This is a genomic window from Agrobacterium sp. SORGH_AS 787, from assembly GCF_030819035.1.
Taxonomy (GTDB): domain Bacteria; phylum Pseudomonadota; class Alphaproteobacteria; order Rhizobiales; family Rhizobiaceae; genus Agrobacterium; species Agrobacterium larrymoorei_B.
The window spans coordinates 556,544-571,189 of record NZ_JAUTBG010000001.1; the positions used below are offsets into that span (position 1 = coordinate 556,544).

Sequence of the window (14,646 nt, forward strand, 5' to 3'; positions counted from 1 at the left end):
GATGACGGATTTCGATCAGGTGCATGACCGCCTCGGCACAGGTAGCTCGAAATGGAGTAAATACGCACCCGATGTCTTGCCTATGTGGGTTGCGGACATGGATTTTTCGGTAGCACCCGAGATCATCGAAACAATCACGCGAAGGCTCGCGCACCCTTTTCTTGGATATGGCGTCGCGAAGGATGAATTGCGCAATACCGTCATTGAGGACCTTAAATCAAAATATGACTGGGAGATCGCTCCAGAGGAGATCGTTTTCCTTCCAGGCGTCGAGCCTGGTTTCAACATGGCGATGAAGGCGTTCCTTAAGCCTGGCGATGGGATCACCGTCCAGACGCCTGTCTACCGCCCTATCCTCAACGCTCCCGGCCACTGGGGTCTCACTCGTCACGAAGCGGCTCTCACCCCAGGTAAGCGAGGATGGGAAATGGATGTTGAAGCTTTTCGAACTAAGATTGCAAAGTCGACGGCATTTCTCCTTTGCAACCCACAAAATCCTACGGGCAAGGTGTTTACCCGCGAAGACCTTATGGCAATGGCCGACGCCTGCCGGAAACACGACCTCTTGGTCATATCGGACGAAATCCATTGCGAACTTCTCTTCGATGGCCGCCGCCACGTTCCATTTGCATCTCTATCGGATGACACTGCCCAGCGAACCATCACGCTCATGGCAGCAAGCAAGACCTATAATATTGCCGGACTGAAAACTGCCTTCGCCATTATAAAAAACAAGGAAATGCGCGAGAAATTCTCAGCCTCGCGTCTTGGCATGGTGGACAGTGTGAATATTCTCGGCCTCGAAGCGACACTTGCGGCCTATAAACAAGCTTCCGAATGGAAGGCGGAAATGCTTCAGTACCTCGAAGCCAACCGGGACTTTCTGCAAGACGAGATTAATCGCCGCTTTCCCTCGATCCGGATAGTCAAGGCTGAAGGTACATTCCTCGCGTGGCTGGATTGCAGCGAACTTGACCTGAGCCCAGACCCTCAATCATTTTTCCTCAGGCACGGTAAGGTTGGGTTCAGCGCTGGCTCCGAATTCGGGACAGATTACGTCAGTTACGTTCGACTGAACTTTGCATGCCCGCGTGCCCTCCTCGTAGAGGGATTGGACCGGATGGAGACAGCGTTGAGAACCGCTGAAACTCTCACCTGATCCAAGGCTACCATCAGCCGCTATCAGCCGCGTCGATTGTGGCGTGCTCGACCCGATTGTCGAATTCTTTAGACCACTGCCTCCACTGGCCTACCTCGCGCTGATCATCATCTGGGTTAACACGATGAAGCCCCGAAGGTGACAGTGATCGTCCTTTTCATGCGGCCATCAATCATCCTGTTGACGAGTGCAAGTGTCAAAGCCGTACCAAAGGATCTCGTCAAGGCCGCCAGTTCCTCGGAGCCATCCGCACCCAGGTTCTCACGCGCATTTTGTTGCCGCCATTCGCGCCGTCGATCCTGACCGGCATCCAGGTTGCGCTCGGCACGTTCTCGGCTTCATCACCCAGTCAGCTGCGCAATTGCTGGTAACCGTCACCGATATTGTCATCCCGGGAATTGCAGTGATCGCCATCGTTGCCTTCACACCCGAGTGGCTCGCCCGCTTCATCGAGCGCCGCATCGTGCCATGGGCCGACACATCACGCCGACGCTGACTTAATGACGGCGGGCGACCGCATCTTACTGTTGAGCCTTGCCAACACCGTGTATCGCCTGTCGACCGAGAGTCGTTCGGATCATATGGTTCTGTGGGGCATGCGCCCTTGCCGTTATGGCATCCCGGTGATGGCGCTCGAGGTTGTAGTCCCTGCGCAAGCCGCGATTGCCGCCAAGATCGAGCGCCATGTCGGTCACGGTGACGGCATTGTCGATCACCACGTGCCGAACGGCGAGAGCGTCTGTCCCCACCTTTTCCCCTGTGTCGACATCACGGGCCACGGACAGAAGCAGGCGCCGGTTGACCGCAAGAAGAACCTCGATCTGGCCAAGGCCTTCCTGGATACGCGGAATTGACGAGAGAGGTGCGCCGAGGCTTGCCGGCACGTGTCCGTTCAGATGGCGGAGGAGGTCATCCCTCGCCGAGAGCGCAACCCCGTGATAGACCGAAGCGAGCAAAATGAAGAAATTGTAACCGTCCGCCTCGTCACGGCGTAACGGCTCGCTTGCCGGCTGTTCGGCGACAATATCGGTGAAAGGCACCCGTACCTCTTTCAACACGAGATCGTGGCTGGCGGTCGCAAACATCCCCGTCGCATCCCAGGCCTTCTCCTGCGCTATTCCCTGCGCATCCAGCGGCACGAGGAGCTGGACGAGGCGCGGCGTCTCCTCCGTGGTTACTGCAAGCACGACCGCCCATTTAAGCCCTGGCAGGCCGGTGACGAAACTCTTTCGGCCATTGACGACCCAGACGTCGCCCTCGATACGAGCCGTCGTTTCGGGCAGCCCACCGTGGGCTGGCGATCCCACGCCTGGCTCCGCCTGCGCATTATTGATAAGCGCCGTCCCTCTCCTGTTGGCGGCCAGAACTTTGGCAGCAACGTCTGCGGGCCACTTTCCGCGTCGGATCGCTGCGTGAACGCTGTAATGCATAGCAAGAATAAGCGCGGTCGAGGGATCCCCCTTGGCTATGGCGGTAATGACGGCATGAGCCGTTTCGATACCCTCTCCCCAACCGCCATCTTTCTCAGCCGTGACAAGACCGAGTAGGCCGGATTCAAACAAAGCCTGGAAATTGCCAGTGGCGAACTCCCCGGTCCTGTCGTACTGGGAAGCGGTCACACGAAAGCGCTCCGCCAGCGAGATTGCCAGAGCGACGGGATCGGGGCGCGCCTCCTCTGGGTTTAGGGCGGCGGAAACTGAACCCGTCATGCGACCGCCCTTTCATCTGCCGCGACGAACCGGCCGTCTATCCAATCGTTGAGGTCGAAATTGTTTTCAAGAAAGCCCCGCTGATAGAGAAAATCCTTGTAATCTCCGACAGCGGCGACAAGTTCTGCATCAAGCCCAAGTCCCAGATGACGGTGAACCTCTGGCCCGTTCGCCGCTAGAACCTGCTCTTCCGTGGCTCCCGCCTCGCGCGCGATAAAGCGGCGCGTCTCGTCCGGATGCTGTTCTGCCCAGAGCGAAGCTCTGTGGATTGCACCAACCAACCGCTCCACCAGATCGGGACGTTCGTCGGCAAGTCGCGCATCCACAGTCAGCACGCGCGGTGAGCCGGAATTGATGCGTATCTTCGGGTCGGGATGAAAACCGAACTCGATGACCTGAACCGCGCCGATGAGGTTGGCCGCGGCGATCCCCGCAGTTCCCTTGACGAAGATTGCGTCGACCTCGCGCCGCAGCAGCGCAATGATCTCCTCACCAAAGGATTGCCTTCGCCTCAATCCGAACAGGGACGGCCCCTCCTGGGTGGCAAGCACAGAGTCGGCAATTGCAATATCTGCCAGAGCGATATCTTCAATCGTCAGCCCTTCCAGCGAAAGCGCGGAGACGATGCCCTTCAGCGCCGTCGCGCGCATGAAATCGACGATGCCTTCCGGTCGTCGCGGAACGCCGATGCGGCGACCTGCAAGATCTGCAACGGAGCGGATGCCGGTTTCAGGCAAGGTGATGATCGCCTGGAATTCATCCGTCCAGGTGATCCCGACGAGGCGCGTATTGCGCCCCTCGGACCTGGCACGGATGGGCGGCACGTTTCCGCCATGACGGAACGACCATTCAAGCGTATGGTTGAAATGGCTCTGGCGGATGGAACGATCTGGCGAATCGATGATCGATTTCAGCGCAATACCGGCTTCTTTGAATGTTTCTTCGAGATAACCAAGCTGCACCGCCAGACCAACGGGTGTCGGGACGGGGCAGCGCGTGTACCAGATTTCGGAAAGTGTCGTGCTCATGATGTGGGCCTCACGGAAAGAACGTCCGGCACGCAAAAGCGGGCCGGATCAGAGGAAGCGATCAGGATGCGGCGATATGCGCGAAAGCGAGGCTACCCGCGACACCTTCGGCGCCAACGGTATGATCCGAGATGCGCTTGTTGAAGATGGTGATCTCCGGCGCCGCGACGATGTCGATAGCCGGCAGATCCTCGACAAGGATCTGCTGAATATCCTTCCATTGCGCGACGCGCTTGTCCGGATCGATCTCGGTGGCGGCAGCCTCCAGCAGCGCATCAACCTTCGGATTGTTGTAGGCAGCACCATTGGAGAAGGGTACGCCCTTCTTGAAGTTCTTAGACCAGTAAAGCCGCTGCACGCCGACCGTCGGATCGAAAAGATTGCTCATGCCCTCATAGGCGAAATCGAAATCACGATCGGTATAGATGCGCTTGGTATAGGTGGCGAAATCCTGGGTCCGCACCGTCACATCCACGCCAACCTTCGCCAAGGCCTGACGAATGTAATCCGCTCCGCGCGGATAGGCATCGTTGCTCGGAACATAATCAAGATTGAGCTTGAAACGAATGCCATCTGCGCCACGCTTGTAGCCCGCCTCGTCCAACAGCGCCTCGGCCGCTTTCAAATCGATCGGATAGGTCTTGAGATCCCCGACAAACCATTTCGTCAGTTTCGGGTTGATCGGTCCGCTGATCGTCGCCCCGTAGCCGTAATTGACGGTATTGAAGATGACGTTGCGATCGATCACATGCGCGAAGGCGCGACGAACGCGAACATCCTTGAAGACATCCCTTTCGAGATTGAACTCCACGCGGCTCACCGAATTGCTATATTGATAACCATTGGTTTCAAAACCGAGGCCGGGAAGTTCCTTCAGCCGGTCGAGATCGCTATAGGCGACCGGCGTGCCGGGGGCGAGGTCGATCTCGCCGGTTTCAATCGCAATCGCCCGAGCGGAGGCATCCGGGATGAAGCGAACGATCAGCTTGTCGAGATAGGGGCGCGGTGCGTCCCAATAATCGGCATTGCGCTCGAAAACGATATGGCTACCCCGCACCCACTCCTTGAACTTGAACGGTCCCGTGCCGATGGGTGCGAGATTGATCGGGTTTTCCGTTACCTTCGTGCCTTCATAGAGATGCTTGGGCACAATCGGCGTCTCTGCGGCAGCCAGTGCCGTAATCAAATATGGCGCTGGCTTGGAAAGAACGAGAATCGCAGTGAGGTCGTCCGGCGTCTCGACAGTTTTGAGATTCAAGAATGTGTTGCGACCGCGAGGATGCACTTCCTTGATCGTGTTGATGGAGAATGCCACATCCGCGGAGGTTAAGGGCTTGCCATCATGCCACTTGACTGCCGGCCTCAGTTTGAACGTATAGCGGAGACCATCCGGGCTTACGTCCCACGACTGGGCAAGAAGCGGCTTGGGGTTCAGGTCGAAATCGTAGGTCAGCAAACCTTCCGTGACCTTCGGCGATATATAGACGGAATTATAGGCCGTATGTGCGATCGTTGTCAGCACCGGCGGTTCCGACGAGATCAGAAGCGTGGCAGTGCCACCGGAGGCGGGCTCCGCCGCCTTGAGCTTCACTCCCGGCAGCGACACAACACCTAGCGCTACCGAAGCCAGAAGAAAGCCGCGCCGGGTCGTCTGATTCAAAACAGTCATGCGATCATCCTCTCCAAGATTGAGCCGGCCGAGACCGGCGAAACTGAAACGCCGCAGTTAGGAAGAAGATCGTTCCACTCGTAAGAGCGAGTTTGGCATGACCCACCAAAACACGTCTTTTTAGGGAATTTTCTTTTCTATTTTGCGAGTTTGATGGCAATTTCCAGAAAATAATTCTATTACTCTTTGACAAATTCCATAAAATTAGTCAACTAATGGCCGCAACCTCTAACGTTAATTTTTGTCGTCTGGGAATACGGACTGAGCCAATGTCGAATTCGAAACGGATTTTATCGCAGGCAAGGCGCGTCGCGCTTCAGGCCATTCCAACGGTCCTCGGTATCGTCATCCTGAACTTCTTCCTGCTGCAATTGGCGCCGGGCGACGCCGCCGATGTGCTGGCCGCCGAGGCCGGCTCGGCAACGGTCGAGACCATGGCCGAAATACGCAGCCGTTTCGGCCTGGATCTTCCGGTCTTTCATCAGCTTATGAACTATCTCGGCAACCTCGCCAATTTCAGTCTCGGCTTCTCGCCCCGTTACGGCATGCCCGTAGCGGATCTGATCGGCCAGCGTCTGCCTGGAACGCTGGCGCTGATGGGCGCCGCCCTTGGAATTGCCATTCTCGTTGGCGTTTTCCTTGGCTCGATCATGGCAATTTTTTCCGGCAAGCTCCCAGACCGGATCATCTCCATCGGCTCGCTGATCTTCTATTCGGTGCCAGGCTTCTGGATCGGCCTGATGCTGATCCTGACATTCTCCGTCAAGCTCGGCTGGCTTCCCTCTGGCGGCGACAGCACGATCGGCAGCGGCCTGACCGGTTTTGCCGCAGTGCTGGACAGGCTGCGTTACATCGTACTCCCGGCCCTGTCATTGGCGCTTTACTTCCTAGCGATTTATGCACGCCTGACCCGGGCAGCGATGCTGGAGGTGAAGTCGCAGGATTATGTGCGCACGGCACGGGCCAAGGGTGTTTCGCCCTTTCGGCTCACCACGCGCCATGTCCTGCGAAATGCGTTGATCCCGATCACCACCATGGCCGGAATGCATATCGGCGGTCTTCTCGGAGGTGCGGTTGTGGTCGAAACTGTCTTCAGCTGGCCGGGCCTTGGTCGCCTCGCCTTCGAAGCGGTGATGGCGCGGGATTTCAGCGTGCTGCTGGGCATCCTCCTCCTTTCTTCCCTCGTCGTCATCATTGTCAATGCGGTCGTGGACGTGCTGCAGGCGTGGCTCGACCCCCGCATCGGAGCTAGCCGATGAATTCCTCCAATAACTCAGCCATCCTCGAAACGGCCGAACTTAGCGGCGAAGCGGTAGAGCCCAAGCCGGCAAAGCCGGAAGAAAAGGTCTGGCCTTTCATCCATGCGCCAGACGCTCTATCGGCGAGATCTGTTTCCGTCCCTCGTCGCGGATTGCGGCGGGAACTGAAAATATTCCTCACCAACCCCAATGCGATCGTCGGCCTGCTTTTCCTCGCGACCGTTATCGTGACGGCGCTGACTGCCCCCTTGATCTACCCCGGGGATCCCTTGGAAATGGTGGCCCGCCCCTTCCTCTGGCCCGGACAAAATGCGGCTTATCCGCTCGGCACCGATTCCATGGGTAGAGACGTGCTTGCGGGTATCGTCCATGGCGCACGCATTTCGCTGACTGTTGGTGTGGTGGCAACGCTGATCGGCCTCACGATCGGGATCGCTATTGGCGCCTTCGCTGGTTATTTCGGCGGTCTTGTCGATGATATCCTGGTCAAGCTGATCGAAATCTTTCAGACACTGCCTAATTTCGTTCTGCTCGTGGTGCTCGTCGCCATCGCCCAGCCATCGGTCACAACCGTCACCACAGCCATCGGCATCATCACATGGCCGCTGGTGGCGCGTCTTACCCGGGCCGAGTTTCGCGGCATCCGTGAGAAGGACTATGTACTCGCCGCCCGAAGCCTGGGTTACGGCCATGCGCGCATCGTGTTTCAGGAAATCCTGCCCAATGCGCTGCCGCCGATCATTGTGACCTCCTCCGTCATGGTGGCTGGCGCTATTCTCATGGAAGCAGCGCTTTCCTTCATGGGGCTCGGCGATCCTAATCGCGTTTCCTGGGGTTCGATGATCGGCTCCGGCCGGGATGTCATCAGGACGGCATGGTACCTGACCGCCCTGCCGGGGCTCGCCATCGTCTTTACCGTCGTCTCCCTGAACCTCATCAGCGATGGTCTCAATGATGCACTCAACCCGCGCTTTTCGGAGGAACGCCGATGAGCAAACTGATTGAAGTTCACGATTTTTCCGTCAGCTTCGGTTCGGCGCAGCCAGTCAAAGGTGTCAGTTTCGACGTCAGCGCTGGCGAGATGCTGGCGATTGTCGGAGAAAGCGGCTCCGGAAAATCGCTGACGGCACTCGGCCTCATCCGTCTGTTGCCCAGCCACGCCAAAACCGGCGGGCGGATTGTGTTCGAAGGCCGCGATCTTTTGTCGCTGTCAGAGAGGCAATGGCGCGGCATTCGCGGCCGGGATATCGGTATGATCTTTCAGGAACCGATGACCTCCCTCAACCCCGTCCTCACCGTGGGTGAGCAGATCATCGAGGTGCTGCGCATCCATGAAAGGATCGACCGGCATCAGGCGCGCAATCGCGCCATCGAGCTTCTTGATCTCGTCAATATTCCCGATGCACACCGCCGTGTGGATGATTATCCGCACCAGCTCTCCGGCGGCATGCGCCAGCGTGTGATGATCGCCATCGGGGTCGCCTGCAATCCCAAACTTCTGATCGCCGACGAGGCGACCACCGCGCTGGATGTCACGATACAGGCACAGATCCTGCAACTGCTCGACAATCTGCGCCGCGATCTCGATATGGCCGTCATCCTCATCACCCACGATCTTGGCATCGTGGCGCAATGGGCGGACCGGGTGATGGTCATGTATGCCGGACGAAAGGTGGAGGAGGGATTGCCGGAGCCTGTGTTTTCCAATCCTTATCATCCTTATACGCGAGGCCTGCTTGCGGCTTCGCCCCGCGCAGAAGACGGCCAGCATTATCGCGATGGTCCGCTTATCGAAATTCCGGGGTCCATCGTTTCCGCAACCGGAGAACGTGGCTGTGCATTCCGCCCGCGCTGTCCGAGCGCCCGCGGGTTTTGCGGGCAATATGTACCGCCGCTCAGGCAGGTATCGAACGGGCGCTATGCTGCTTGCCCCTTCGTCGACCCCACATCTCAGGAGGTATCCGATGGCACTCTTGTCGGTGTATAGTCTTTCCACCCATTACAGCGGCGGGCGTGGCACGGTTCGGGCCGTGGATGACGTTTCACTCGATATAGAAGCGGGCGAGACCGTTGCGCTGGTGGGGGAATCCGGCTGCGGCAAATCCTCCCTCGGGAAATCGCTCATGCGGCTCGTAGAACCGTCTTCCGGCAGGATCACCTTCAAGGGCGCCGATGTCACGGCCATGACGTCATCCGAATTGCGCGGCATCCGTCGCCGCATTCAGATGATCTTCCAGGACCCCTTCGCTTCGCTCAATCCCCGCCACACCGTTCGCACCATTCTGACGGGACCGCTGAAGGTACACGGCATCGGCGACAGGAAGCACCAGAGAGACATCGTGGAAGCGATCGTTGCGCAGGTTGGCTTGCCGGCGGACTCGCTCGATCGTTACCCTCATGAGTTTTCCGGTGGCCAGCGCCAGCGCATCGGCATAGCCCGCGCTCTGGTCCTCGAACCCGAACTGGTGGTCTGCGACGAGCCGGTCTCGGCTCTCGACCTTTCGATCCAGGCGCAAATCCTCAATCTTCTGGTAGAGATGAAGAAGCGGCTCTCTCTGTCCTATCTCTTCGTGTCCCATGATCTATCCGTGGTGCGCTATTTTTCCGACCGCGTGCTGGTCATGTATCTGGGTAAGATCGTGGAAAGCGCCCCGACGGCGGAACTCTGGGCTTCCCCCAAACATCCCTACACCCGCGCTCTTCTGGCCGCTGTTCCCGATCCCGCGCGGCGCAAACAGGCAGCACCCATTTCAGGCGATCTGCCAAGCCCGCACGACCCGCCCTCCGGCTGCCGGTTTCACACCCGCTGCCCGCTCGCCACCGATCTCTGTCGGGAGAAAGCACCGGATTACACCCTTTTTGGCAAGAACCACGCGGTGGCCTGCCATCATGCCCAGTAACACCATACCCGGTAATATGAAGGAGCAACAATAATGGTCGACTATCGCTATTTAGGACGCAGCGCGCTCAAGGTTTCGCCGCTCAGTCTCGGCACGATGATGTTTGGAGGACCCACACCGGATGAGGTTGCCTTCCGCATCATCGATAAGGCGCGCGAACAGGGGATCAATTTCATCGACACGGCCGATGTCTATCACGACGGAAAGTCGGAAGAGGTCGTTGGCCGCGGCATCAAAGCGAGCCGCGATCATTGGGTGCTAGCGACCAAATTCGTCAACTCGCATACGAAAGGCCCAAATCTTGGCGGCCATTCGCGCAAGTGGGTGATCGAGACTGTGGAAAACTCGCTGCGCCGGCTCAATACCGACTATATCGACATTCTCTATTTCCACCGCGCTGTCTTCGACGCGCCTCTGGAAGAGCCGGTGCGCGCGATTGCCGATCTCATCCGCGCCGGTAAGCTGCGCTATTTCGGCGTATCGAATTTCCGCGGTTGGCGTATCGCCGAAATCTCGCACCTGGCCGACCAGCTCGGGATCGACCGACCCGTCGCCAGCCAGCCGCTCTACAACATCGTCAATCGCACTGCAGAAGCCGAACAGCTTCCGGCGGCCCACCATTACGGTCTGGGCGTCGTGTCCTACTCGCCGCTTGCGCGCGGAGTCTTGACTGGCAAGTATCAGCCGGGCGAACAACCGGGCGCGGATACCCGCGTCGGCCGTGGCGACAAACGTGTGCTAGAAACGGAATGGCGTCCTGAATCGGTCGAGATTGCCCAGAAGATCGCCGCCCACGCCGCATCGAAGGGTGTTTCAGCCGCAGATTTCGCGCTCGCCTGGGTACTGAATAACAAGCTCGTCACGGCCGCAATTACCGGCCCCCGCACCGAAGACCATTGGGACGGATATATCCGTGCGCTGGATGTGAAAATCGATGCGGAAGACGAAGCGCTGGTCGATAGCCTTGTGACAACCGGCCATCCCTCGACCCCCGGCTTCAACGACCCGAGTCATCCCGTGGAAGGTCGCCTGCCGCGCAATCTCGAGCCTGCGCCCCGACCGACGATCAAGCCGCGCGCAGTTGCCTGATCGTCCCGCAGAAATGCCTGTTGCGCGACAGCGCGGCAGGCTCCCACATCCGCTCAGGAACACCCGCAATGTCCAATCTCAAACAGCAGACAATCACGACCAACGATGCCGGCGTTCCGAGCCGGGATGAGATCCTCGTCCGAGCAAAGGAGATCGCGGCCATCGCGGCAAAGGATGCAGCCCGGCGCGAACGTCAACGGGAACTGCCCTTCGACATATTCGCTCTGATCAAGCAAGCGAAGATCGGCACGTTGCGCGTTCCAGAAGCCAAAGGCGGTCCGGGTGGCTCGATCACCGACTACATCGAAGTCCTGATGATCCTAGGGGAAGCCGACAGCAATATTCCGCATGCGCTTCGCAGCCACTTCAACTTCACCGAGAATCTCGCACTCGCTCCGCTTGAGCTGGAAGACAGACGGCATCTCGAGCACGTGCTTGCCGGCAAGCTCTTCGCCGGCGCCAGTACCGAACAGGGGACGAAACGCCCCGGCGAGATCGCCACGCGCCTGAGTGCTGAAGGCGACCGCTACCGTTTGAACGGTCGCAAGTGGTATGCGACCGGCACCGCCTTCGCTGACTTCGGCACCTTTAGCGCCATCGATGACGACGACCAGCCTATCGGCGTGCTCATTCCGCTCGATCGCGCAGGCATCACCATTCTCGATGATTGGGACAGCATGGGCCAGCGCATGACAGCGAGTGGCGGCGTGCTTCTGGACAATGTGGAAGTTCTGTCCCACGAGCTGACGACCCGCAGACTCGGCAGCCAGATCGGCCGGCACAGCTCGGCCCTGCGGCAACTGCATCTGGCCGCGTCGGCCGCTGGCGCCGTTCAGGGGGCGCTGAATGATGGGGTGGACTATGTATTGCGCCAAGCGCGCACCACGCTTCACAGCAGCGCCGAAACTGCCAATCAAGATCCTTTCGTGCAAAAGACGCTGGGTGACATCAGTGCCGGCGCCTTTGCAGTGAAAACCCTCATCCGCGAAGCCGCGAGAACGCTGGACCGCACTGCCGCCGCCTTCGCCAGCGGCGATGAAGAGTCCATCGAAGCAGCACTTATTGAAGGGGCGCTTGCCACCGCCCGCACGCAGATCGTCGCTTCGCAGCTGTCTCTGACGGTCGCCACCAATCTCTACGAATTGGGTGGTGGATCGGCAACATCGAGCGATCGCAATTTCGATCGGCACTGGCGCAACATCCGTACCGTCTACAATCACAATCCGCTCGCCCACAAGGCGCGGGTGGTCGGGGATTATGTCCTCAACGGCACGGCGACCCACCTAAAGGAAGGCCGGGTATTCTGACCATCCCGGATCGTGGGGCCGTAATGGAGAAACAGCCATGAGAACTGAGTTTGCCACCTTAACCGGCAGCGGCGCAGCCTTTCGCCTTCCAACGCTGTCAAGACTACCGCCACTGACAGCCCTGCGCGCCTTTGTCGTTGCTGCCCGGCATGCCAGCTTTTCGCGGGCGGCGGAGGAACTCCACGTCTCGACTGCCGCCATCGGCCAACAGGTTCGCATTCTTGAAACGCATCTTGGGCAGTCACTTTTTAGCCGCCAGCGTGGCGAGTTGCGTCTGACCGATGCCGGCACGGCGCTCTATCCCGGCCTTGCAGATGCTTTCGACACCATGATCGGCAGCCTGTCCGACTTGATGGTCTCGAAGGCCAGGCCGCAGTTGAGTGTTCTCGTCGAAGGTTGCTTCGCGGCACGTTGGCTAGCGCCACGATTGGGTACAATTCTTCCGGTATTGGACAATGTCGAACTCTCGTTCGAATCCTTCGAAAGCGGAACAATGGACCTTAGTCATTTCGACGCCGATTGCGCGATTATGGCTATAGACGCACAGATGCCGGGTCTGGTTCATGAACCGCTTTTCCCTGACACCGTAAGCGCGGTTTGCACACCCGACTTTGCTGCCCGCCACGGACTGAACGGCGATCCCGGTCAATTGCGGAGTATCGGTTCTGCTATGCTGCGTGGAAATGGTCCGGATCCGGCCTTCGAATGGACCCATTGGTTACGCGCCTGCCGCATTCCTCTGCGGCTGTCTGCAACAGGTCCTCGTTTCTCACGCCAAACTGCTCTGATAGAGGCCATCTCCCACGGCCACGGCATCGGGCTTGTCCGTCATTCGCTGATAGCAGGTGAACTCAAGAGCGGTCGCCTCATCAGCCCCTTTGGTACGCCCCAACCGACAACCAGCCAATATCACCTTCTGACCAGTCTCGACAGGCGGCGGCGACCCGAGGTCTCGTCTCTCCTCGCAATCTTGCGTGATGATGGTGGCGCGCTCGAAGAAGCCGCCTGAACAAACTTTGCACCAGATTGAGTAGTCGGGAGCGCAAAACCGAGATCACTTTCTTTCTGAAAGCTCACATCTATGCGCGCGCAACGTCCAACGCTTTGAAAGTGTGAATATTATTCGGCCTTGGCAACCCGTAATGGTCGCGTAGTGTACTTCCCTCATAATCCTCACGAAACAAACCACGTCGCGTCAGAATCGGCACCACCTCGTCCACGAAGACATCGAACCCTCGGTTCAACCATGGTGGCATGATATTGAAGCCATCAGCGGCACCCTCGCGGAACCAGGTCTCTATCCAGTCCGCAACCTGATCAGGCGTTCCAGAAATGACCTTGTGGCCGCGTCCGCCGGCCATCCGATGCAGCAATTGCCGGATCGTCGGATTTTCCCGGTCTATGACGTCAAGTACGAGCTGATGGCGGCTGCTGTCGGCCTGGGCGCGTGTGGCTTCGACCGCCTCTCTCGGCAAGGGTTGATCGAGATTGGCGGATGACAGATCGATCCCGGTGATGCGCTGCAATTGACGCAATGAGAAAGCAGGCTGGATCAGGTCGTTAAACGAAGCCTCAAGCTTGCGCGCCTCCTCTTCGGTCGACGCAATAAACGGGCTAATGCCCGGCAGGATCTTTACATGAGCGGGATTGCGTCCCTTGGCGGCAACGCGCTTCTTGATATCGGAATAAAATGACCGCGCACTCTCCAGCGTCTGATGCGCAGTGAAGATTGCCTCCGCGTAGGCAGCCGCAAAACTGCGTCCATCCTCTGACGATCCGGCCTGCACGTAGACTGGACGGCCCTGAGGGGAACGCGGAACGTTGAGCGCACCCCGCACACGATAAAACTCGCCGTCATGATTGGCGGGATGGATGCGGTCGGTGTCGGCGAAGACACCGCTTTCCCTATCCGCAACGATCGCGTCGTCCTCCCAACTGTCCCAAAGCTTGGTCACGACATCAACGAACTCTCTCGCCTGTCGATAGCGGTCGGCATGCGGTGGGTGCTTGTCCAGATTGAAGTTGCTTGCTGCCGCATCCGCCGAAGTCGTGACGATGTTCCATCCAACCCGTCCACCGCTGATGTGATCAACCGAAGCAAACAATCGTGCGAGATTGTAGGGTTCGTAATAGGTGGTGGAGGCAGTTGCGATCAAGCCGATCTTATCCGTAACGCTCGCGAGTGCCGCCAGCATGGTGATCGGCTCCAAACGGTGGCGGGCTGCATAACGGATGTTTGCATCCAATACTGGCGCATCGGCGAAGAAGATCGCATCGAGCTTCGCCGCTTCTGCCTTGCGCGCGATATCCTGATAGAGTTTGATATCGACAACCCGCAACGGCTCCGAATCCGGATGCCGCCACGCCGCTTCGTGATGTCCGCCGGGGTAGATGAAGGCGTTGAGGATGAGCTTCTCGGCCTTTTTGCTCATGGCAATGATTTCCTCTTCACTCAAAGAGCCATGCTTTTAGGACGCTCTTACTTCAAGAATTCGATGCATCTTTTTGTCTGCCGGCGCGCACCAA

General features: G+C 58.5%; 13 protein-coding genes and 1 pseudogene. 10 read left to right on the forward strand and 4 right to left on the reverse strand.

What is annotated here, in order from left to right; genetic code table 11:
* The first annotated feature begins 1 nt into the window (after window position 1).
* From QE435_RS02380 to QE435_RS02390, 3 genes and pseudogenes are all read left to right on the forward strand, one after another.
* The gene (locus QE435_RS02380) at window positions 2-1,159 is read left to right on the forward strand and encodes a MalY/PatB family protein (protein WP_349040107.1); all 1,158 of its coding nucleotides are present in this window, start codon (window positions 2-4) and stop codon (window positions 1,157-1,159) included.
* A 22-nt stretch (window positions 1,160-1,181) separates the two neighbouring features.
* Window positions 1,182-1,315: pseudogene (locus QE435_RS02385) on the forward strand (taurine ABC transporter permease); the annotation flags it as partial.
* 37 nt (window positions 1,316-1,352) lie between these two features.
* On the forward strand, window positions 1,353-1,655 hold the full coding sequence (locus QE435_RS02390; RefSeq protein ID WP_309769348.1) for a hypothetical protein: 303 nt from the start codon (window positions 1,353-1,355) through the stop codon (window positions 1,653-1,655).
* Window positions 1,656-1,680: 25 nt separating this feature from the next.
* Here the strand turns inward: QE435_RS02390 and QE435_RS02395 are convergent, their stop codons facing one another.
* From QE435_RS02395 to QE435_RS02405, 3 genes are all read right to left on the reverse strand, one after another.
* Window positions 1,681-2,868 carry an acyl-CoA dehydrogenase family protein gene (locus QE435_RS02395; protein WP_349040108.1) on the reverse strand — a complete coding sequence of 396 codons (1,188 nt, stop codon included), beginning with the start codon at window positions 2,866-2,868 and terminating at the stop codon, window positions 1,681-1,683.
* Window positions 2,865-3,896, reverse strand: coding sequence for an ABC transporter substrate-binding protein (locus tag QE435_RS02400; RefSeq protein ID WP_349040109.1), 1,032 nt, complete (start codon window positions 3,894-3,896; stop codon window positions 2,865-2,867). Before QE435_RS02400 ends, QE435_RS02395 begins: the two co-directional genes overlap by 4 nt.
* A gap of 61 nt (window positions 3,897-3,957) precedes the next feature.
* Complete coding sequence (locus QE435_RS02405; protein WP_349040110.1) at window positions 3,958-5,565, reverse strand: ABC transporter substrate-binding protein; 1,608 nt, start codon at window positions 5,563-5,565, stop codon at window positions 3,958-3,960.
* A gap of 269 nt (window positions 5,566-5,834) precedes the next feature.
* Here QE435_RS02405 and QE435_RS02410 point away from each other — a divergent pair, with 269 nt between their 5' ends.
* The 7 genes from QE435_RS02410 (at window position 5,835) to QE435_RS02440 (ending at window position 13,129) form a co-directional block, all read left to right on the forward strand.
* Window positions 5,835-6,824 (forward strand): ABC transporter permease, encoded by a 990-nt coding sequence (locus QE435_RS02410; RefSeq protein ID WP_349040111.1) that lies wholly within the window; start codon window positions 5,835-5,837, stop codon window positions 6,822-6,824.
* Entirely contained in the window at window positions 6,821-7,816 is a 996-nt protein-coding gene (locus tag QE435_RS02415; protein ID WP_349040112.1) for an ABC transporter permease, read from the forward strand. Before QE435_RS02410 ends, QE435_RS02415 begins: the two co-directional genes overlap by 4 nt.
* Window positions 7,813-8,811 carry an ABC transporter ATP-binding protein gene (locus QE435_RS02420; RefSeq protein ID WP_349040113.1) on the forward strand — a complete coding sequence of 333 codons (999 nt, stop codon included), beginning with the start codon at window positions 7,813-7,815 and terminating at the stop codon, window positions 8,809-8,811. Before QE435_RS02415 ends, QE435_RS02420 begins: the two co-directional genes overlap by 4 nt.
* The gene (locus tag QE435_RS02425; RefSeq protein ID WP_349040114.1) at window positions 8,789-9,724 is read left to right on the forward strand and encodes an oligopeptide/dipeptide ABC transporter ATP-binding protein; all 936 of its coding nucleotides are present in this window, start codon (window positions 8,789-8,791) and stop codon (window positions 9,722-9,724) included. Before QE435_RS02420 ends, QE435_RS02425 begins: the two co-directional genes overlap by 23 nt.
* Window positions 9,725-9,757: 33 nt before the next feature.
* Window positions 9,758-10,813: an aldo/keto reductase gene (locus QE435_RS02430; RefSeq protein WP_349040115.1), complete on the forward strand. Its 1,056-nt coding sequence runs from the start codon at window positions 9,758-9,760 to the stop codon at window positions 10,811-10,813.
* Between the two features lie 68 nt (window positions 10,814-10,881).
* Window positions 10,882-12,120 carry an acyl-CoA dehydrogenase family protein gene (locus QE435_RS02435; RefSeq protein ID WP_349040116.1) on the forward strand — a complete coding sequence of 413 codons (1,239 nt, stop codon included), beginning with the start codon at window positions 10,882-10,884 and terminating at the stop codon, window positions 12,118-12,120.
* Between the two features lie 37 nt (window positions 12,121-12,157).
* The gene (locus tag QE435_RS02440) at window positions 12,158-13,129 is read left to right on the forward strand and encodes a LysR substrate-binding domain-containing protein (RefSeq protein ID WP_349040117.1); all 972 of its coding nucleotides are present in this window, start codon (window positions 12,158-12,160) and stop codon (window positions 13,127-13,129) included.
* 70 nt (window positions 13,130-13,199) lie between these two features.
* Here QE435_RS02440 and QE435_RS02445 read toward each other — a convergent pair whose 3' ends face one another.
* The gene (locus QE435_RS02445) at window positions 13,200-14,552 is read right to left on the reverse strand and encodes an LLM class flavin-dependent oxidoreductase (RefSeq protein ID WP_349040118.1); all 1,353 of its coding nucleotides are present in this window, start codon (window positions 14,550-14,552) and stop codon (window positions 13,200-13,202) included.
* Window positions 14,553-14,646 lie beyond the last annotated feature (94 nt).

Bases quoted from the DNA above. Each gene is read 5' to 3' on its own strand.
- QE435_RS02380 (WP_349040107.1), top strand. From the start codon at position 2: ATGACGGATTTCGATCAGGTGCATGACCGCCTCGGCACAGGTAGCTCG.
- QE435_RS02395 (WP_349040108.1), bottom strand. From the start codon at position 2,868: ATGACGGGTTCAGTTTCCGCCGCCCTAAACCCAGAGGAGGCGCGCCCC.
- QE435_RS02400 (WP_349040109.1), bottom strand. From the start codon at position 3,896: ATGAGCACGACACTTTCCGAAATCTGGTACACGCGCTGCCCCGTCCCG.
- QE435_RS02405 (WP_349040110.1), bottom strand. From the start codon at position 5,565: ATGACTGTTTTGAATCAGACGACCCGGCGCGGCTTTCTTCTGGCTTCG.
- QE435_RS02410 (WP_349040111.1), top strand. From the start codon at position 5,835: ATGTCGAATTCGAAACGGATTTTATCGCAGGCAAGGCGCGTCGCGCTT.
- QE435_RS02415 (WP_349040112.1), top strand. From the start codon at position 6,821: ATGAATTCCTCCAATAACTCAGCCATCCTCGAAACGGCCGAACTTAGC.
- QE435_RS02420 (WP_349040113.1), top strand. From the start codon at position 7,813: ATGAGCAAACTGATTGAAGTTCACGATTTTTCCGTCAGCTTCGGTTCG.
- QE435_RS02425 (WP_349040114.1), top strand. From the start codon at position 8,789: ATGGCACTCTTGTCGGTGTATAGTCTTTCCACCCATTACAGCGGCGGG.
- QE435_RS02430 (WP_349040115.1), top strand. From the start codon at position 9,758: ATGGTCGACTATCGCTATTTAGGACGCAGCGCGCTCAAGGTTTCGCCG.
- QE435_RS02435 (WP_349040116.1), top strand. From the start codon at position 10,882: ATGTCCAATCTCAAACAGCAGACAATCACGACCAACGATGCCGGCGTT.
- QE435_RS02440 (WP_349040117.1), top strand. From the start codon at position 12,158: ATGAGAACTGAGTTTGCCACCTTAACCGGCAGCGGCGCAGCCTTTCGC.
- QE435_RS02445 (WP_349040118.1), bottom strand. From the start codon at position 14,552: ATGAGCAAAAAGGCCGAGAAGCTCATCCTCAACGCCTTCATCTACCCC.